Annotated in this window: 18 protein-coding genes; 13 read left to right on the top strand and 5 right to left on the bottom strand. The window is 59.7% G+C overall.

Annotation, left to right across the window (positions count from 1 at the left end; all coding sequences use genetic code 11):
- The first annotated feature begins 50 nt into the window (after positions 1-50).
- Positions 51-494 (top strand): rhodanese-like domain-containing protein, encoded by a 444-nt coding sequence (locus tag F3J39_RS07575; RefSeq protein ID WP_166714028.1) that lies wholly within the window; start codon positions 51-53, stop codon positions 492-494.
- A 1-nt stretch (position 495) separates the two neighbouring features.
- Here F3J39_RS07575 and flk read toward each other — a convergent pair whose 3' ends face one another.
- The 4 genes from flk to F3J39_RS07555 form a co-directional block, all read right to left on the bottom strand.
- Entirely contained in the window at positions 496-1,527 is a 1,032-nt protein-coding gene (gene flk, locus F3J39_RS07570; RefSeq protein ID WP_108569494.1) for a flagella biosynthesis regulator Flk, read from the bottom strand.
- Between the two features lie 119 nt (positions 1,528-1,646).
- Positions 1,647-3,155, bottom strand: coding sequence for a tripartite tricarboxylate transporter permease (locus F3J39_RS07565; RefSeq protein ID WP_166714027.1), 1,509 nt, complete (start codon positions 3,153-3,155; stop codon positions 1,647-1,649).
- A 12-nt stretch (positions 3,156-3,167) separates the two neighbouring features.
- Positions 3,168-3,599: a tripartite tricarboxylate transporter TctB family protein gene (locus tag F3J39_RS07560; RefSeq protein WP_166714026.1), complete on the bottom strand. Its 432-nt coding sequence runs from the start codon at positions 3,597-3,599 to the stop codon at positions 3,168-3,170.
- An 11-nt stretch (positions 3,600-3,610) separates the two neighbouring features.
- Positions 3,611-4,588 (bottom strand): tripartite tricarboxylate transporter substrate binding protein, encoded by a 978-nt coding sequence (locus tag F3J39_RS07555; RefSeq protein ID WP_166714025.1) that lies wholly within the window; start codon positions 4,586-4,588, stop codon positions 3,611-3,613.
- 120 nt (positions 4,589-4,708) lie between these two features.
- Between F3J39_RS07555 and tctD the strand changes: the two genes are divergently transcribed.
- Positions 4,709-5,380, top strand: coding sequence for a transcriptional regulator TctD (gene tctD, locus F3J39_RS07550; protein ID WP_166714024.1), 672 nt, complete (start codon positions 4,709-4,711; stop codon positions 5,378-5,380).
- Positions 5,371-6,747 carry a sensor histidine kinase gene (locus F3J39_RS07545; protein WP_166714023.1) on the top strand — a complete coding sequence of 459 codons (1,377 nt, stop codon included), beginning with the start codon at positions 5,371-5,373 and terminating at the stop codon, positions 6,745-6,747. The genes tctD and F3J39_RS07545 overlap by 10 nt, the downstream gene beginning before the upstream one ends.
- Here F3J39_RS07545 and F3J39_RS07540 read toward each other — a convergent pair.
- A complete protein-coding gene (locus F3J39_RS07540) occupies positions 6,734-7,624 on the bottom strand; it encodes a DMT family transporter (protein WP_108569499.1) in 891 nt (296 codons plus the stop codon). The two genes, F3J39_RS07545 and F3J39_RS07540, sit on opposite strands and share 14 nt — an antisense overlap.
- A gap of 93 nt (positions 7,625-7,717) precedes the next feature.
- Here F3J39_RS07540 and F3J39_RS07535 point away from each other — a divergent pair, with 93 nt between their 5' ends.
- The 10 genes from F3J39_RS07535 (at position 7,718) to purF (ending at position 17,827) form a co-directional block, all read left to right on the top strand.
- Positions 7,718-8,491 (top strand): helix-turn-helix transcriptional regulator, encoded by a 774-nt coding sequence (locus F3J39_RS07535; RefSeq protein ID WP_039379122.1) that lies wholly within the window; start codon positions 7,718-7,720, stop codon positions 8,489-8,491.
- A gap of 57 nt (positions 8,492-8,548) precedes the next feature.
- Positions 8,549-9,700, top strand: a complete 1,152-nt coding sequence (gene pdxB, locus F3J39_RS07530) for a 4-phosphoerythronate dehydrogenase PdxB (protein ID WP_104085236.1) — start codon at positions 8,549-8,551, stop codon at positions 9,698-9,700.
- Positions 9,701-9,792: 92 nt separating this feature from the next.
- On the top strand, positions 9,793-10,803 hold the full coding sequence (locus F3J39_RS07525; RefSeq protein ID WP_104085235.1) for an aspartate-semialdehyde dehydrogenase: 1,011 nt from the start codon (positions 9,793-9,795) through the stop codon (positions 10,801-10,803).
- A complete protein-coding gene (truA, locus tag F3J39_RS07520; RefSeq protein ID WP_039379116.1) occupies positions 10,803-11,609 on the top strand; it encodes a tRNA pseudouridine(38-40) synthase TruA in 807 nt (268 codons plus the stop codon). Before F3J39_RS07525 ends, truA begins: the two co-directional genes overlap by 1 nt.
- A gap of 34 nt (positions 11,610-11,643) precedes the next feature.
- Positions 11,644-12,306 carry a DedA family protein gene (locus F3J39_RS07515; RefSeq protein ID WP_039379114.1) on the top strand — a complete coding sequence of 221 codons (663 nt, stop codon included), beginning with the start codon at positions 11,644-11,646 and terminating at the stop codon, positions 12,304-12,306.
- A gap of 132 nt (positions 12,307-12,438) precedes the next feature.
- Complete coding sequence (gene accD, locus F3J39_RS07510) at positions 12,439-13,347, top strand: acetyl-CoA carboxylase, carboxyltransferase subunit beta (protein WP_039379111.1); 909 nt, start codon at positions 12,439-12,441, stop codon at positions 13,345-13,347.
- 171 nt (positions 13,348-13,518) lie between these two features.
- Positions 13,519-14,787 carry a bifunctional tetrahydrofolate synthase/dihydrofolate synthase gene (gene folC / locus F3J39_RS07505; RefSeq protein ID WP_039379108.1) on the top strand — a complete coding sequence of 423 codons (1,269 nt, stop codon included), beginning with the start codon at positions 13,519-13,521 and terminating at the stop codon, positions 14,785-14,787.
- Complete coding sequence (dedD, locus tag F3J39_RS07500; RefSeq protein ID WP_166714022.1) at positions 14,777-15,538, top strand: cell division protein DedD; 762 nt, start codon at positions 14,777-14,779, stop codon at positions 15,536-15,538. The genes folC and dedD overlap by 11 nt, the downstream gene beginning before the upstream one ends.
- 249 nt (positions 15,539-15,787) lie before the next feature.
- Positions 15,788-16,273: a colicin V production protein gene (gene cvpA / locus F3J39_RS07495; protein ID WP_039379104.1), complete on the top strand. Its 486-nt coding sequence runs from the start codon at positions 15,788-15,790 to the stop codon at positions 16,271-16,273.
- A gap of 36 nt (positions 16,274-16,309) precedes the next feature.
- Entirely contained in the window at positions 16,310-17,827 is a 1,518-nt protein-coding gene (gene purF, locus F3J39_RS07490; RefSeq protein ID WP_094111116.1) for an amidophosphoribosyltransferase, read from the top strand.
- Positions 17,828-17,837: the final 10 nt, after the last annotated feature.

Genomic DNA, 17,837 nt, shown 5'->3' with positions numbered 1-17,837 from the left:
CAGAGACCAATTTGCCGTAAAGTGGGTGCACATCGCAACAGGAGAAGAGTATGTCCGCTGTCTTACACTATCCCGCCGCCAGTGCGGAAGAGAGTTACGCCTATCTGCAGCAGAAGCTGAGTTATTACACCGATGCCTGGGATCTGGCAGAAGACCTGGCACGCGGCGAGGCTGCCATTGTTGTTTTTGATGCCCGCAGCCCTGAACACTATGCTGCAGGACATATCTGCGGCGCGCATTCGTTTCCGCACCGTACCATCAGTGCGCAGAGCACGGCGGCGTTCGATCGCAGCAAGGTCTATATCACCTACTGTGATGGCATCGGCTGCAATGGCTCAACCAAAGCGGCGCTGAAACTGGCGGCACTGGGGTTTCAGGTTAAGGAGCTTATCGGCGGGCTGGATTTCTGGAAGCGCGACGGGCATCCGCTGACGTGGGGAACCGCCGCGGGAGAGTGGCCACAGCACGGTGCTGCGGCCGGGTGCGGCTGCTGACTCAGGCCAGCAGCCAGAGCAGAAACAGCACCACCGCTACTGCGATTATCAGCGACAGCGCCGGGCGCTGCGCCAGCGGGCGCGGCAGGATCTCTGTAAACGGTGCCCAGATAGGTTGTGGCTGGCGCACGCTGTCCGTCAGCGGCAGCGTTTCACCGCGCTCAGCCCGGCGGCTGAAAAGCTGATTCAGCAGATCCTGACACTGCGCAGCGGTCAGCACGGTTTGCGGCGTCGCCTGAAAACGCTGCTGGCTGTAATCCTGCAGCAGCTGCTGTTCATCACGATTCAGCGGCTGCTTCAGCGAGCTTTCCAGCAGCTGCAGCGTGGGTGCGCTATGCTGCCCCAGCGTCTGGCGCACCTGCAGATACTGCGTCAGCAGCGGGAAGTGCCGCGACGGCACCGGATCGCCGCTTTTAAGATTCACAAGCTTCAGCGCGTCGGTCAGCAGTTTTACCGGCGACTCGCCGGTCGTGGCCGCCAGCCGCGTCACCTGCTGGTTCAGCGCCTGCTGCTCTGCCGGCAGCAGCGTGCGATCGGTACTGCGGCTCTGCTGCGGCTGCGGGATCGCCATCTGGCCGTTCTGCAGCATGGTCAGCACCTGCCGCAGCTGATCCTGGCTCAGCGCACTCAGCACCGTCTGGTTAAACTGCTGGCGGATAAAGTCGCTTACCGCCTGACGGTTATTGCCCTGCGGCAGTTTATCCTGCAGCTGCTGAAGCAGCTGGCGCGTCGCGTGACTGTCCTGCACCTGACTCAGGCGACGATTAAGGTGCTGCTCGGCAGCCGGAAAATGGCGCGACTGAAAGTCAGCATCGCTCTTCACGCCCACTTCATGGCGTACGCCCGCCCACAGCTCAGGCGCTTTCAGAGTGCTGAGAGACATAATGCGTACAATGAGCCGTTCCAGCGTGGTGCGCTGCGCCGGAGAGAGAGGCTGTTCGCCAGCCGGACCGCCCGGGCGGGCCGGGCCGGAAACACCGGTAAGCGCAGAACGATCGCCCGCGGGCACACCGGGACCGCTGAGAGGTTGCATGGCGGAATCCTTGAAAAACGAGTCAGATCCGGGTGCGCCGGAAAAAGAGGGGCATATGATAGCAAAAGCCCCCGGGAAATCCACGGGGGCTGGTATCAGAAAAGCGAGAAGATGCGGATTTATTCCGCCTCTGCCGCTCTGAAGCGGCTGCGACGCCAGCGTTTCCAGACGAATGGCACCACCAGGACTGCGACCGCCAGCACCAGCAGCACTTTGCAGATGAGACTCTCCCACAGAATAGGCAGGTTGCCGTTACTGATTGAGAGCGCACGGCGCAGGTTCTGCTCCAGCATTTCCCCCAGCACAAAGCCGAGGATCAGCGGCGACATCGGGAAATCCATCTTGCGCAGGATATAGCCGAAGATGCCTAATCCCACCATCAGCAGCAGGTCGAAGGTTGTGCTGTGCACCGCATACACGCCGACGGCGGAAATGGCGGCGATCGCAGGTACCAGGAACCAGAGCGGGATGGTCAGCATACGGGCAAAGATATTGATCATCGGGATATTCATAATCAGCAGCATCACGTTGCCGATCAGCAGTGCGGCAATCAGCCCCCAGACAATGTCAGGCTGTTCGGTGAACATCGCCGGACCCGGCGTAATGTTATAGAGCGTCAGCGCCCCCACCATTACCGCCGTGGTGCCGGAGCCCGGAATACCCAGCGTCAGCATCGGGATAAATGAGCCGCACGCCGAGGCGTTGTTCGCGGCTTCCGGTGCCGCCACGCCGCGAATATCACCCTTGCCGAACTGATCGCTGCCGCTGATCTTCTTCTCACTCATATAGGCGATAGCGCTGGCGATAGTGGCACCCGCGCCCGGCAGCACGCCGACAAAAAAGCCGATGAAGGAGGCGCGCAGCGTGGCGCCGGTCGCCTGGGACGCTTCTTTCATGTTAAACAGCATGCGGCCACTGGCGCGCACCATCTTCTGACCGCCGCTGGTAGACTCCAGCATCAGCAGAATCTCACTGACCGAGAACAGGCCAATCACCACTACCACAAACTGAATGCCATCGGAGAGGTGTACGCTGTCGAAGGTAAAACGATAAACGCCGCTGTTCGCATCCACGCCCACGGTAGCCATACCGAGGCCAATCAGCGCGGCCAGGAACGATTTCAGCGGGTTGTGGCTCATCATGCTGCCAAGGCAGGCAATAGCAAATACCATCAGGGCAAAATATTCTGCCGGCCCAAACGCCAGCGACCAGTTAGCCAGAATCGGGGCGAACAGGATAATGCCGATGATGGCGATGGTGGAGCCAACAAACGAGCTAACGGCGGAGATAGAGAGCGCCACGCCCGCCTTGCCCTGCTGCGCCATCGGATAGCCATCCAGCGCGGTCATAATCGCGCCGGCGTCACCCGGCACATTCAGCAGAATTGAAGAGATACGTCCGCCATATTCACAGCCGATATAGACGGTTGCCAGCAGGATCAGCGCTGATTCAGCTGGCAGGTGCAGAGCAAACGCCAGCGGCATCAGGATCGCCACGCCGTTGATCGGTCCCAGCCCCGGCAGCAAGCCGACGATGGTGCCGATAAAGCAGCCGATCAGAGCGATCATCAGGTTCTCCGGCGTCATAGCGACGGCGAAGCCCTGCATCAGAAAAGACCAGGTATCCATTATTGACTCCTGTTAACTCAGCCAGCTGCCCATCGGCAGCGTTACGTCAAGCAGCCGATCGAAGGCGTAAAACAGCGCCACGCCCATCACCACGCCAGAGATCGCCGCCGCCCACCAGCGCGCGCCAAACAGCAGGCCGATGCCAAAGGTCAGCAGGGTGGTGCAGAGCGGAAAGCCCATGCGTTCAAACAGCCAGCCATAGGCCAGCAGCATCAGGCAGAGCGCCAGCAGTTTCTTCAGCGTTTTCGCCTGCGGCCACTGGACGGCGTCAGGCTTGCGCAGCAGCATCATGACGGCGCAGATCGCCATCAGCCCAAGCAGCAGCAGCGGGAAAGGGCGCGGTCCGACCGGTTCATAGCTATATTCACTCTGGATCTGCCAGCCGATAAACAGACCGGCAATACAGAGCGCCAGCCAGACGGCGGCAAAAATACGATCGCTCATTATTGCCTCCGCTATTTCGCCAGCCCGAACGACTTCGCTTTTTCACGATAGTCAGCAACCTGCTTTTTCACGTAAGCATCCAGCTCGCTGCCAAACATGTTGAACTCAAACAGGCCGCGCAGATCGCGTTGCTGCTGGAACGCTTTGGTGGTAACCAGTTTTTTAAATGAATCCTCCCACCACTGGTACTCCGCATCGCTGACTTTTGGCCCCAGGTAATAGCCGCGAATAATGGGCCATTCGACGTTAAAGCCCTGCTCTTTAGCGGTGGGGATATCGGCCAGTTCACCCGGCAGGCGCTTGTCGCTCATCACCGCCAGCACGCGCATTTTACCGCCCTGCAGATGCGGCACCATTTCACTCATATCACCGGATACCACCTGGATATGGTTGCCAAGCAGCGCGGTCACCGGCTCGCCGCCGCCTTCAAAGGCGACATAGCGCATTTTGCGCGGATCGATACCGGCTTCGCGCGCCAGCAGCGCGGTTTTCATCCAGTCCTGGCTGCCGATGGAGGCGCCGGCACCGACCACCACTTTCGTAGGATCGGTTTTCATCGCCTCCATCAGCTCGCCCAGCGTTTTCCACGGCGCGTCGGCGCGTACCGCCACCATGCCGTAGTCAGTGCCGACGGCGGCCAGCCACTTCACGTCGTCCACTGAATAGCGACCAAATTTGCCCTGTGACAGATTAAGCAGCGACCCGCCGGAGAAGGCTACCAGCGTACCCGCTTCGGCCGGGCGCTGCGCGATGACGGCGTTATAGGCAACCGCGCCTACGCCGCCTGGCATATAGGTCACGCGCATGGGTGAGGTGAGCTGGCCGGTCTCCTGCATCGAGACCTGAATCAGCTTGCAGGTGAGGTCAAAACCGCCGCCGGGTTTAGCCGGGGCGATACACTCGGTGCGCTGCGGCGCCTCTGCCAGCGCAGAGGATACTGAAAAAGCCAGCAGGGAGGTGGCGAGGATGAGAAAGCCTGTTTTTTTCATGGTTCGCTCCAGTCATTCTTCCAGTTTGTGATAACCACCGAACATTCGTGGTTGCTGAATTGTTAAAACAGCAACCTTTCATTTACCTTTCAGCCATCAGCAAAAATGACAGGATGTGATATGCGTCTCTTACTGGTGGAAGACACCACTGAACTGGCCTCATGGCTGCAAAAGGCGCTCACGCAAAAAGGATTTGCCGTCGACTGGGTCGCCGACGGGCTGGCCGCCGATCATATATTGCAGAGCGAGGACTACGCGCTGGTGGTGCTGGATGTGTCACTGCCACGGCTGGATGGCCTGGCAGTACTGGCCCGGCTGCGCAAACGCGGACAGAACGTGCCGGTGCTGCTGCTGACGGCGCAAAGTACCCTGGCGCAGCGGGTGCAGGGCTTAAACGGCGGCGCCGATGACTACCTGACCAAGCCATTTGAGCTGGATGAACTGGATGCGCGGCTGCGCGCGCTGCTGCGCCGCAGCCACGGCCAGACGGCGCAGACCCAGCGGCTCGGACAGCTGGAGCGCGACAGCGAAGGCTATTTCCTGCTGAATCATAAGCCGCTGTCGCTGACGCCGCGCGAATCGAGCGTGCTTTCCACGCTGATGCAGCGGCCGGGACGACCGGTATCGCGCCAGCATCTTTATGAGCAGACGTTTACGCTGGCCGACGACGCCAGTCCGGAGAGCATTGAGCTCTATGTGCATCGGGTGCGTAAAAAGCTCTCCGGCAGCGATGTGGTGATTGTGACGCTGCGCGGGCTCGGCTACAGCCTGGAGCAGCAGCCGTGCGGCTGATGCACTCGCTGCGTGGTGAGCTGCTGCTGTGGCTGGGCGCACCGCTGCTGCTGCTGTGGGCGCTGTCGGTTTATACCCATTATCAGAGCGCGCTGCAGGCAGCGAATCAGGCCTATGACCGCTCACTGCTGGCGTCAGCGCGCACCGTGGCGGAAAGGCTGGCGGTGCGCCAGCGCCATCTGGAAGTGGATGTGCCCTGGGTGGTGCTGGACAGCTTTGAACGCAATATGAACGATCAGCTCTTCTATCAGGTTATTTCACCGCAGGGAAATACGCTCTCCGGCTACCCCGATCTGCCGCTGCTGCCGCGTAACGCGCCGCTCTCTGATGCATACCCGGCGCTGGTGCATTTTTATGATGCGCATTACCGCAGGCAGCCGATTCGCGTGGCGGCGCTATGGCAGCCGGTGAATGAAGAGGGGGTAGAAGGCATGGCGCTGGTGCTGGTGGCGGAAACGCTGAACTCCCGGCACGCCTTTGCCGACAGCCTGCTGCGTACGGCGCTGATCAGCCAGAGTTTCCTGGTGCTGATCACGCTGCTGCTGGCGGGGATGCTGCTGCGCCGGGTGCTGCGGCCGCTGCGCCGGCTGTCGCGGATTATGCTGCGCCGTGCGCCAGGAGAGCTGACGCCCTTGCCGTCGCTGGTACCCTGGTCAGAGCTGCAGCCGCTGATTGTGGCATTTAACCGGCATCTGGAGCGGCTGCGCGGGCTGCTGGCGCGGCAGGAGCGCTTCAGCGCCGATGTGTCGCACCAGTTGCGTACGCCGCTGACCATTCTGAAAACCCAGGTCAGCGTGGCGCTCAGCAGCGACGATCCGCAGCAGTGGCGTGAGAGCCTGCAGGGCATGCGCCACACGCTGAACGATACCGTAGAGCTGACTGACCGGCTGCTGCAGCTGGCGCAGATCAAGGCGCGCCACGGCGAAGATAAACCCTTTACCCGCGTTGATCTCAGTCAGATTGTGCAGCAGGCGTGCCTGAGCGGCTATACCGCCGCGCGGCACAAGCAGATTGATTTAGGTTTCGAGGGCGAAGAGGCGTGTCGCGTACAGGGAGACGCGCTGCTGCTGGCTGAACTGTGCGCCAACCTGCTGGATAATGCGATTAAATATACGCCGGCGCAGGGAACGGTAACGGCACGGCTGCAGGGGCATCAGCTGGAGATTGAAGATAGCGGCCCCGGTATAGAGGTCGGGCAGCAGCAGCAGGCGCTCCAGCCGTTTGCACGTCTCGATCCCAGCGGGCAGCCTGGTGCGGGTATCGGGCTGGCGCTGGTGAAAGATATCTGCGCCTGGCACGGCGCGCGGCTGCGTCTCGATCGCAGCCCGCAGCTGGGCGGACTGCGGGTCACCGTCAGCTTTCCCTGATGGCCGGCTGGCGCAGCGGCGTCTTCAGCCGCTGCGCCAGGATCACGCCGGTAAGCGTAATACCGCCGCCAATCCAGTGATAGCTGTGCAGCTGCTCATGCAGAAACAGCACCGCAATAAGCGCTGTAAATACCGGCACCACGTTCATAAAGATACTGGTGGTGCTGGCACCCAGCCGCTGTACGCCGAGGATCCACAAAAAGGGCGCCACGATCGAAGCAAACAGGCCGGCAAACAGCACCAGCGGCAGGTTCTGCTGCGTCAGCGCGACCTCCGGCGCGAGCAGAAAGCCCGGCAGCAGCAGCACAACACCGAAGAAAATCTGCACATAGAGGCTTTGCCAGGTGGGGAGTGGGATCGCCCAGCGTTTGGTCAGCACGCCATAGAGCGCATAAGAGGTGGAGGCCGCCAGCATCATGACTTCGCCATTACCGGGACGCTGCGCCAGCAGCTGAGCCGGGTTGCCGCCGCTGACCAGCCAGACCAGACCGATAAACGAGAGAATACCGCCCAGCAGAATACCGCGCGTGGGGGCCAGGCGCAGCACCAGCAGGCTGAGCAGAATCGTCAGCAGCGGAATGGTGGCGCCGAGTATGCCCATCATCACCGCCGACACGCTGTGTGCCGCATAGTAGGCAAGGCTCTGGTAGAGCACCATGCCAAGCAGCCCCAGCAGCAGCAGCTGACCGAGGTGACTTTTTATTGTGCGCCGGTGCCGCCATACGCCGGGCAGGCAGAACGGGGTCAGCACCAGCAGCGCCAGCAGCCAGCGATAAAAAGAGATCGCAGCAGGATCGATAGCGTCAGCCGAGAGTTTGCTGACGATGGTGTTGACTGACCAGATCAGCACCGCAATGAGAGGGAACAGCAGATTCATAACAGGCTCCGTAAAAAAGTGCCGCCAGCATACGTTTGACCGGTTTAAAACAGATAGTTAAAATCGGACAATATTTGTTAATGACCGGACAGAATGACTATTCAGGTTGCCTATTGCCCGCCCGCTGACGCGCCGCGCATTTTTATGCGTTACGAACAGACGCATGCGCGCACCGAATATCTGCCGCATCAGCATGCGTGGGGCCAGGCGATTTTTGTTACCCGCCACGTGCTGGAGCTGGACATTGAAGGCGAGCGCCTGCTGGCCCCGGCTGAGATGCCGGTATGGATCCCTCCCGGCCAGCGACACAGCAGCTATAACCACTGTCAGGCACAGTTTCGTACCCTGAATCTGGCAGCAGAACTGTGTCACGGCCTGCCGGCGCGCGCCTGCCTGCTGACGGCGGATGCGATAACGCATGCGATTATGAATGAGTTCGCGCAGCGCGCGCTGGCGCAGCCGCAGAGCGAGGCGGAGTGGCGCCTGTGTGATGTGCTGCTGGATCGCCTGCGCCAGGCACCCGCGCATACCAGCTATCTGCCCGCCTCAGATGATAAGTTTCTTGCGCCGGTACTGCGTGCGCTGGAGGCCAATCCCGGCGATAACACCACGCTGGCGCAGTGGGCGCAGCGCGTGTTTACCACAGAACGTACGCTGGCGCGGCGCTGCCAGCAGCAGCTGAAAATGTCCTTTAGCGAGTGGCGGCAGCGGCTGCGTTTTCTGCGCACGCTTGCGCTGCTGGAGCAGGGCAAGAGCGTGCAGGCTATCGCTCATGAACTCGGCTATAGCTCTGCCTCGGCGCTGATTGTTATGTTTCAGCAGCAGGCGGGCACCTCCCCGGAACGCTATCGCAGCCGGTTAGGCTAACAGCCGCCTTTGTGGCACACTAGCCGGCGTTCATTTCCCGCAGACAGGACCACCGCCGTGAAAATTCTCGTTGATGAAAACATGCCCTATGCCCGTGAACTCTTCAGCCGCACCGGTGAGGTGGTTGCCGTACCGGGCCGTCCGCTGCCTGAAGCGGAGCTGCGCGATGCCAGCGCGCTGATGGTGCGCTCGGTCACCCCGGTCAATGCGGCGCTGCTGGCGGACACGCCGGTAAAATTTGTCGGCACTGCCACCGCGGGCACCGATCACGTGGATCAGGCCTCGCTACAGGCAGCCGGCATCGGCTTCTCTGCCGCACCAGGCTGCAACGCTATCGCCGTGGTGGAATATGTCTTCTCTGCGCTGCTGCTGCTGGCTGAACGTGACGGCTTTGCGCTGCGCGATCGCACCGTGGGCATCGTGGGCGTGGGTAACGTCGGCAGCCGTCTGCAGGCGCGACTGGAAGCCTGGGGCGTTAAAACGCTGCTGTGCGATCCGCCCCGTGCCGATCGTGGCGATACCGGACCGTTTCATACGCTGGAAACGCTGGTGGCACAGGCGGATATCCTGACTTTTCATACGCCGCTCAACAAAGAGGGGCGCTATAAAAGCTGGCACCTGGCGGATGCGGCGCTGCTGATGGCGCTGCGGCCCGATACCATTCTGATTAACGCCTGCCGCGGTCCGGTGGTTGACAACGCTGCGCTGCTGGAAGTGCTGAAAATGCGTGGCGATCTGCGCGTGGTACTGGATGTATGGGAGCCGGAACCCGATCTCAGTCTCGATTTGCTGGCGCGCGTGGATATCGCTACCGCCCATATCGCAGGCTACACGCTGGAGGGTAAAGCGCGTGGCACGACGCAGGTCTTTGAAGCCTGGAGCGCGTTTATCGGCCAGCCGCAGCAGGTGGCGCTGGAGAGTCTGCTGCCGCCGCCGGAGTTCAGCAGCATCACGCTGCACGGTGAACTCGATCAGGCAACGCTGAAACGACTGGCACACCTGGTGTATGATGTGCGCCGCGACGACGCGCCGCTGCGTAAAGCAGCAGGCCAGCCGGGGGAGTTTGACCGGCTGCGCCGGCAGTACGAAGAGCGCCGTGAGTGGTCTTCGCTGCAGGTGATCTGCGACAACGCTGCCAGCGCCAGCATGCTGAAGCAGCTGGGCTTTCGCGTCAGCCTGCAGGGGCAGCCATCCTCTCTCCCGGAATGATGCGCCACGGCGCACAGCGGGAACGAATCTGAATTATGAGGCGGTATCATTACCGCCTTCTGTTTTTATGTCATTGTCTGGAGTAAACCAACATGTCTGACGGCTGGAATATTGCGCTACTGGGCGCAACAGGCGCCACAGGAAACGCTGTACTGGAACTGCTGGCGGAACGCCAGTTCCCGGTTGGTGAGATCCATCTGCTGGCAAGCGAAAACAGCGCGGGTGAAACACTGCGTTTTGCCGGCCGTTCGGTGCGCGTACAGGATGCGGCTGAGTTCGACTGGACCCAGGCGCAGCTGGCGTTTTTCACTGCCGGTCGCGAGGCGTCAGCCCGCTACGCAGAAGAGGCGGCGAGCCAGGGATGCCTGGTGATCGACAGCAGCGATCTGTTCGCGCTGGAGCCGGATGTGCCGCTGGTGGTACCGGATGTGAACCCGCAGGCACTGGCGGACTACCGTAACCGTAATATTATCAGCGTGGCGGATGCACTGGTAAGCCAGCTGTTATGCGCCATCAAGCCACTGGTTGAAACCGCCGGGCTGAGCCGCATTCAGGTAACAAACCTGCTGTCAGTATCCAGCCAGGGCAAAGCTGCCGTGGATGGACTGGCAGGCGAGAGTGCGCGCCTGCTGAATGGCATTCCGCCTGACGAACACTATTTTGGCCGTCAGCTGGCATTTAACCTGCTGCCGCAGCAGGCAGACAGCAGCGGCAGCGTGGCAAGTGAACGTCGCGTCGTGGAGCAGGTGCGTAAAGTGCTGCAGGATGAGGGACTGCCGATTGCCGTCAGCAGCGTGCAGGCGCCGGTGTTTTACGGTAATGCGCAAATCGTTTATCTGGAAAATCTGCGTCCGCTCTCTGCCGAAGAGGCACGTGATGAACTGGCGCGTGCGGAAGATATCAGCCTGAGCGAAGAGGGGGATTACCCGACGCAGGTGGGCGACGCCTCCGGTAATGAAGTGCTGAGCATTGGCAGCCTGCGCAACGACTACGGCATTCCGGAGCTGCTGCAGTTCTGGTCGGTGGCGGATAACGTGCGCTTTGGCGGCGCGCTGATGGCAGTGAAAACGGCGGAGAAGCTGGTGCAGGAGTATTTCTACTGATGCAGGCGGAGGCGACAACCCTGAAGCTGGCGCTGGGCATTGAGTATGACGGCAGCCGCTACTATGGCTGGCAGCGGCAAAATGAAGTACGCAGCGTGCAGGAGAAGCTGGAGAAAGCGCTGGCGAAAGTAGCGAACCATGACGTCAGCGTGTTTTGCGCCGGGCGGACAGACGCAGGCGTACACGGCACCGGTCAGGTAGTGCATTTTGAAACCACTTCCCGGCGCGCTGACAGCGCCTGGACGCTGGGGGTCAATGCCAATCTGCCGGATGATATCGCCGTACGCTGGGTAAAAGCGGTGCCGGAGAGCTTTCACGCGCGCTTCAGCGCGACCGCGCGACGCTACCGCTATGTGATTTATAATCAGCGGCTGCGCCCGGCTATTCTCGGCAACGGGCTGACGCACTACTACCATCCGCTGGACGCAGAGAAAATGCAGCGTGCCGGTCAGCATCTGCTGGGTGAAAATGACTTCACCTCGTTTCGTGCCGTTCAGTGCCAGTCGCGTACGCCATGGCGTAACGTGATCCATCTGAACGTCATACGGCAGGGGGCATTTGTCATTGTCGATATCAAAGCGAACGCCTTCGTGCACCATATGGTGCGTAACATCGTCGGCAGCCTGATAGAGGTTGGCAATGGCAATCAGCCGGAGAGCTGGATAGCGGATCTGCTGGCGGCAAAAGATCGCACGCTGGCAGCGGCAACCGCGAAAGCGGAAGGGTTATACCTGGTGGCGGTGGATTACCCGTCCCATTTTGCGTTACCACAGCCTGCGCCGGGACCACTGTTCCTCGCAGATTAATTTTTAACCGTAGGGTGTCAGGGAGTTAGCTGGTATGGAGTTTATCCATTTTGTTGTCGATTTTATTCTGCACATTGATGTGCACCTGGCCGAACTGGTGGCGCAGTATGGCATCTGGATCTACGCCATCCTGTTCCTGATCCTGTTTTGCGAGACCGGTCTGGTGGTGACGCCATTCCTGCCGGGTGATTCGCTGCTGTTTGTGGCAGGCGCGCTTGCTGCCTTACCGGGCAACGACTTAAACGTGCACCTGATGGTCACGCTGCTGGTTATCGCTGCTATTCTCGGCGATGCGGTGAACTACACCATTGGCCGCCTGTTTGGTGAGAAGCTGTTCAGTAATCCGCAGTCTAAAATCTTCCGCCGCAGCTATCTCGATAAAACCCATGCGTTCTACGATCGCCACGGCGGTAAAACCATTATACTTGCGCGCTTTGTGCCAATCGTGCGAACCTTTGCCCCCTTCGTGGCGGGTATGGGACATATGTCCTATCGCCACTTTGCGCTCTTCAACGTTACGGGCGCGCTGTTGTGGGTACTGCTGTTCTCCTATGCCGGCTATCTGTTTGGCGATCTGCCGGTGGTGCAGGAGAACCTCAAGCTGCTGATTGTCGGCATTATTGTGGTATCGATACTGCCAGGCGTGATTGAAGTATGGCGTCATCGCCGTCAGGCGCGTCAGCAGAAATCGCAGTAAGCCCGTCACCAGATTTTTATCCACAGCGTGAACAGGTTGTGGTTTAATGAGCGACATTTACGGCCTGCTGAAGGTGATTTCAGCAGTAACGAAAAGACTGGACCAGGTCAGCATTAAACAGAAAGGTCATCAATGAGCTGGATTGAACGCATACTGAATAAAAGCACCACGACGCCTACGCGCAAAGCCAGCATCCCGGAAGGGGTGTGGACCAAGTGCGACAGCTGTGGTCAGGTGCTCTACCGCGCCGAGCTGGAGCGCAACCTTGAGGTCTGCCCGAAGTGCGACCACCACATGCGTATGCACGCGCGCGAGCGTCTGCATAGCCTGATGGATGAAGGGTCGATGGTTGAGCTGGGAAGCGAGCTGGAGCCAAAAGATCTGCTCAAGTTCCGCGACTCCAAAAAGTATAAGGATCGTCTGGTAGCGGCCCAGAAAGACACCGGCGAAAAAGATGCGCTGATCGTCATGAAAGGCCAGCTGCACGGCATGCCGGTTGTGGCGGCGGCGTTTGAGTTTGCCTTTATGGGCGGCTCGATGGGCTCAGTCGTGGGCGCGCGCTTTGTGCGTGCCGTAGAGCAGGCGCTGGAAGATAACTGCCCGCTGATCTGCTTCTCGGCCAGCGGCGGTGCACGTATGCAGGAAGCGCTGCAGTCGCTGATGCAGATGGCAAAAACCAGTGCGGCCCTGGCGAAAATGCAGGAGCGCGGTCTGCCTTATATCTCCGTGCTGACTGACCCGACCATGGGTGGCGTTTCTGCCAGCTTTGCGATGCTGGGCGATCTCAACGTGGCGGAGCCAAAAGCGCTGATCGGTTTTGCCGGTCCACGCGTGATTGAGCAGACGGTACGTGAAAAGCTGCCGCCGGGCTTCCAGCGCAGTGAGTTCCTGATTGAAAAAGGCGCGATCGACATGATCATCCGTCGTCCGGAAATGCGCTTTAAGCTGGCCAGCCTGCTGGCAAAAATGATGAACCTGCCGGCTCCGCAGCTGGATGGCGAGCCACCGGTGGTGGTGGAACCAGAAAGCAACGACGCCTGACAGGCAACCGAAAGGCGCAGCGATGCGCCTTTTTACTTTCATTCCGTACATCCCATTATTCAGTGAGCAGCCGTGCCGGTTCCTGCCTGTTGATAGCCATCAGCCGCGCGCAGGCCTCTCTTTCCGCCGCTGCGCTGAACGATGAGCTGTACTACGCAACAGACGGGACTCATGAACACGCATCAGCCTCCTCAGGGCACGTCGCCGCTGGCCACGTGGCTTCACTATCTTGAGCATCTTCACTCACAGGCGATTGAACTGGGTCTGGATCGTATTCAGCGCGTTGCCGCGCAGCTTGACCTGCTGAAACCCGCTCCCTTCATCTTTACCGTCGCCGGCACCAACGGCAAAGGCACCACCTGCCGCACGCTGGAAACGCTGCTGATGGCAGCAGGCTACCGTACGGGCGTCTACAGTTCGCCGCATCTGGTGCGCTACACCGAGCGCGTACGCGTGCAGGGTGCGGAGCTGCCGGAGGCGCAGCACAGCGCCAGCTTTGCTGAAATCGAGGCGGGGCGTGGTGATACCTCGCTCACCTATTTTGAATTTGGCACGCTCTCTGCGCTTAATCTGTTCCGCCAGGCGAATCTTGACGTGGTGATCCTCGAAGTCGGACTGGGTGGCCGTCTTGATGCCACCAACATTGTTGCCAGTGATGTGGCGGTGATCACCAGTATCGCACTCGATCACACGGACTGGCTTGGCCCCGACCGCGAGAGTATCGGGCGGGAGAAAGCGGGTATTTTCCGCGCCGGTAAACCTGCCGTAGTGGGCGAAGCGGAGATGCCGGCAAGCATCGCTGCGGTGGCAGCAGAGACCGGTGCCGTGCTGCATCAGGTCAATCGCGACTGGCAGTGGCAGGGCGGTAGTGATAGCTGGATGCTGCAGGATGCGCAGGGTGAGCTGCGCGATCTGCCGCTGCCGCAGGTGCCGCTGCCGAATGCGGCCACGGCGCTGGCTGCGTTACGCGCATCGGGTCTGCAGGTGCCTGACGCCATTATCCGCGCGCATCTGCCGCAGGCGGTACTGGCAGGGCGTTTCCAGACCATAAGCCATGCGCCGCAGGTGATTCTGGACGTCGCGCACAACCCGCACGCGGCTGCCTGGCTGGCGTCGCGTCTGGCAGCGCTGCCCGCGGGCGGAACGGTTCATGCGGTAGCGGGTATGCTGCACGACAAAGATATTGCCGGTACGCTCGCTGCGCTGGCGCCGCAGGTGACGCACTGGTACTGCGCGCCGCTGGCGGGTCCGCGTGGCGCATCGGCAGAGGAGCTGCTTGCGCATCTGGAGAGCGGTACGGCGTATACCAGCGTTGATGCGGCGTGGCGGGCGGCGCGTGCGCAGGCCAGCCGGCAGGATGTGATTCTGGTGTGTGGGTCATTTCACACCGTAGCACAGGTTATGGAATCGATGGCAGCGGAGAACGGCAGTGGCGAGTAAGTTTCAAAATCGGTTAGTGGGCACGGTGATCCTGGTGGCGATTGGTGTCATTGTGCTGCCGGGCCTGCTGGACGGTAAGAAAAAGCATTATAAGGAAGAGTTTGCAGCGATTCCGCTGGTGCCAAAACCTGACGATCAGCAGGATAGCGAAATGGTGCCGCCGGTCACGCAGCCGCTGCCGTCGCAGCCGCCGGAAGGCGCCGGTGCTGCGCAGCAGTCAGCGACCACTCAGGCCACGCAAAATCCGGCCGTCAGCGGCAGCGCGCAGCCGGTGCAGAACAGCCAGCCGAGCGTAGTCACGCCACCGGCGGTGCATCAGCAGACGCAGCCCAGAACCCAGCAGAAACCGGCTGAGCAGACGAAACCTAAAACCACCGAGCAGAGCAGGCCGAAGCCGGCAGAGCAACCGAAGCCGAAGCCGGTGGAGACGCCAAAACCCGCAGAGCAGCCAAAAGCAGCGGAGCAGAGCAAGTCGGCAGAAACGTCGAAGCCAGCCAGCGCGCCAGCGGGGCAGGCGTATGTGGTACAGCTTGGCGCACTGAAGAACGCTGCGAAAGTGGACGAGATTGTGGCGAAGCTGCGGCTCTCTGGCTACCGCGCCTTTACCGTGCCGTCATCGCCGGTGCAGGGGCAAATCACCCGTATCTACGTCGGACCTGACGCCTCTAAAGCGAAGCTGCAAAGTTCGCTGAGCGAGCTGCAGAGCGTTTCCGGACTGGGCGGCGTGGTGAAACCCTATAGCGTGCGCTGACAGGCTGATAAGTCACGCCGATAGCAGTAACAGGCGTGGCTTATAGCGCGTAAATGCCGGTTTAAAGCAGTTAATTAACTTTAAAATCAGCTATTTAAATATTGCTGATAGTAACGGGCGATGGAATTATTTTTCCTCGCCCTTTTTCATCACCGCGAACGGGAAAAGGCTACGCAAACGTTTTCTTTTTCTGTTAGAATGCGCCCCGAACTGGATGCAGGGGTGCGAAGCACTGTACTGGAAGCGTTCATGATCTGGATTGATTACGTCATTATTGCGGTAGTTGGTTTTTCGGCTCTGGTCAGCCTGATTCGCGGGTTTGTCCGGGAAGCCTTATCTCTTGTTACCTGGGGATGCGCGTTTTTTGTCGCCAGTCATTACTACGCCTACCTGGCAGTCTGGTTTACAGGTTTTAACGACGAACTGGTTCGCAACGGCATCGCAATTGCGGTGTTATTCGTTGCCACCCTGATTGTGGGTGCCATCGTGAACTATGTGATCGGCTCGCTGGTTGAGAAAACCGGCTTGTCGGGAACCGACAGGGTGTTGGGGGTCTGTTTCGGGGCGTTGCGTGGCGTGCTGATTGTTTCCGCCATTCTTTTCTTCCTTGATACATTCACCGGCTTTTCAAAAAGCCCGGACTGGCAACAGTCTCAGCTCATTCCCCAGTTCAGTTATATCATCAGGTGGTTTTTTGATTACCTGAAAAGCACGTCAAGTTTTTTACCCCGGTGACACCATCGGGAGTGCGGCTAATGAGGAAATGACAATATGTGCGGTATTGTTGGTATCACCGGTTTTATGCCAGTAAACCAGTCGATCTATGACGCGTTAACGGTGCTGCAGCACCGCGGACAGGATGCCGCCGGCATTTGTACTATCGATGCGCTGAACTGCTTCCGTCTGCGCAAAGCAAATGGTCTGGTCAGCGACGTGTTTGAAGCGCGCCACATGCAGCGTTTGCAGGGCAATATCGGTATCGGCCACGTGCGTTACCCTACCGCCGGCAGCTCCAGCGCCTCTGAAGCGCAGCCATTTTACGTTAACTCCCCTTATGGTATTACGCTGGCGCATAACGGCAATCTCACCAATGCGCATGAGCTGCGCAAACAGCTGTTTGAGACCGGTCGCCGTCACGTTAATACCACCTCCGATTCAGAGATCCTGCTCAACATTTTTGCGCAGGAGCTGGATCGCTTTCAGCACTATCCGCTCGATGCGGAAACCATTTTTGCCGCGGTAGCGGCAGTGCATCAGCAGGTGCGTGGCGCTTATGCCGTGGTGGCGATGATTATCGGACACGGTATGGTGGCGTTTCGCGATCCGAACGGGATTCGTCCACTGGTGCTCGGCAAGCGCGACATGCAGGATGGCCGCACAGAGTATATGGTTGCCTCGGAGAGCGTGGCGCTGGATACGCTGGGATTTGAGTTCATTCGTGACGTTGCGCCGGGTGAAGCGGTCTATATCACTGAACAGGGCCAGCTTTCGACCCGCCAGTGTTCAGAGGACCCGAAAAGTAATCCCTGCCTGTTTGAATATGTCTATTTTGCCCGCCCGGACTCTTTCCTGGATAAGATTTCCGTCTATAGCGCGCGCGTGCGCATGGGCACCAAGCTCGGGGAAAAAATTGCCCGGGAGTGGGAAGATCTCGATATCGACGTGGTGATTCCGATTCCGGAAACCTCGACCGATACCGCGCTGGAGATTGCGCGCATCCTGAACAAGCCCTACCGGCAGGGATTTGTGAAAAACCGCTATGTGGGCCGCACCTTTATCATGCCGGGCCAGCATCTGCGCCGCAGCGCCGTTCGCCGTAAGCTCAACGCCAACCGTGCAGAGTTCCGCGATAAAAATGTGCTGCTGGTGGATGACTCTATCGTGCGCGGTACGACCTCTGAACAGATTATCGAGATGGCGCGCGAGGCGGGTGCTAAACGGGTTTATCTCGCGTCGGCTGCACCGGAGATCCGCTTTCCAAACGTCTATGGCATCGACATGCCAAGCGCTACCGAGCTGATTGCCCATGGCCGTGAGGTGGAGGAGATCCGCAAGCTGATTAAGGCGGATGCGCTGATCTTCCAGGATCTGAACGATCTGATCGAAGCGGTACGCGAAGAGAATCCGGACATTGAGCAGTTTGAGTGCTCCGTCTTCAACGGCGTTTACGTCACTAAGGATGTGGATCAGCAATACCTCGAGTATCTGCAGTCGCTGCGTAACGACGACGCCAAAGCGCTGCAGCGTCAGAACGAAGTGGAAGGGCTGGAGATCCATAACGAAGGCTGATTGAGCTTTT

The organism is Pantoea sp. Acro-807 (assembly GCF_011752675.1).
Lineage (GTDB): Bacteria > Pseudomonadota > Gammaproteobacteria > Enterobacterales > Enterobacteriaceae > Pantoea > Pantoea eucrina.
This window is presented reverse-complemented; position numbering and strand designations above follow the sequence as displayed.

What these genes read in the sequence shown, in the direction of transcription:
- F3J39_RS07565 (WP_166714027.1), bottom strand. Translation starts at nt 3,155, where the DNA reads ATGGATACCTGGTCTTTTCTGATGCAGGGCTTCGCCGTCGCTATGACG.
- flk (WP_108569494.1), bottom strand. Translation starts at nt 1,527, where the DNA reads ATGCAACCTCTCAGCGGTCCCGGTGTGCCCGCGGGCGATCGTTCTGCG.
- accD (WP_039379111.1), top strand. Translation starts at nt 12,439, where the DNA reads ATGAGCTGGATTGAACGCATACTGAATAAAAGCACCACGACGCCTACG.
- F3J39_RS07540 (WP_108569499.1), bottom strand. Translation starts at nt 7,624, where the DNA reads ATGAATCTGCTGTTCCCTCTCATTGCGGTGCTGATCTGGTCAGTCAAC.
- folC (WP_039379108.1), top strand. Translation starts at nt 13,519, where the DNA reads ATGAACACGCATCAGCCTCCTCAGGGCACGTCGCCGCTGGCCACGTGG.
- F3J39_RS07515 (WP_039379114.1), top strand. Translation starts at nt 11,644, where the DNA reads ATGGAGTTTATCCATTTTGTTGTCGATTTTATTCTGCACATTGATGTG.
- F3J39_RS07525 (WP_104085235.1), top strand. Translation starts at nt 9,793, where the DNA reads ATGTCTGACGGCTGGAATATTGCGCTACTGGGCGCAACAGGCGCCACA.
- F3J39_RS07575 (WP_166714028.1), top strand. Translation starts at nt 51, where the DNA reads ATGTCCGCTGTCTTACACTATCCCGCCGCCAGTGCGGAAGAGAGTTAC.
- cvpA (WP_039379104.1), top strand. Translation starts at nt 15,788, where the DNA reads ATGATCTGGATTGATTACGTCATTATTGCGGTAGTTGGTTTTTCGGCT.
- F3J39_RS07535 (WP_039379122.1), top strand. Translation starts at nt 7,718, where the DNA reads ATGACTATTCAGGTTGCCTATTGCCCGCCCGCTGACGCGCCGCGCATT.
- F3J39_RS07560 (WP_166714026.1), bottom strand. Translation starts at nt 3,599, where the DNA reads ATGAGCGATCGTATTTTTGCCGCCGTCTGGCTGGCGCTCTGTATTGCC.
- truA (WP_039379116.1), top strand. Translation starts at nt 10,803, where the DNA reads ATGCAGGCGGAGGCGACAACCCTGAAGCTGGCGCTGGGCATTGAGTAT.
- tctD (WP_166714024.1), top strand. Translation starts at nt 4,709, where the DNA reads ATGCGTCTCTTACTGGTGGAAGACACCACTGAACTGGCCTCATGGCTG.
- F3J39_RS07555 (WP_166714025.1), bottom strand. Translation starts at nt 4,588, where the DNA reads ATGAAAAAAACAGGCTTTCTCATCCTCGCCACCTCCCTGCTGGCTTTT.
- purF (WP_094111116.1), top strand. Translation starts at nt 16,310, where the DNA reads ATGTGCGGTATTGTTGGTATCACCGGTTTTATGCCAGTAAACCAGTCG.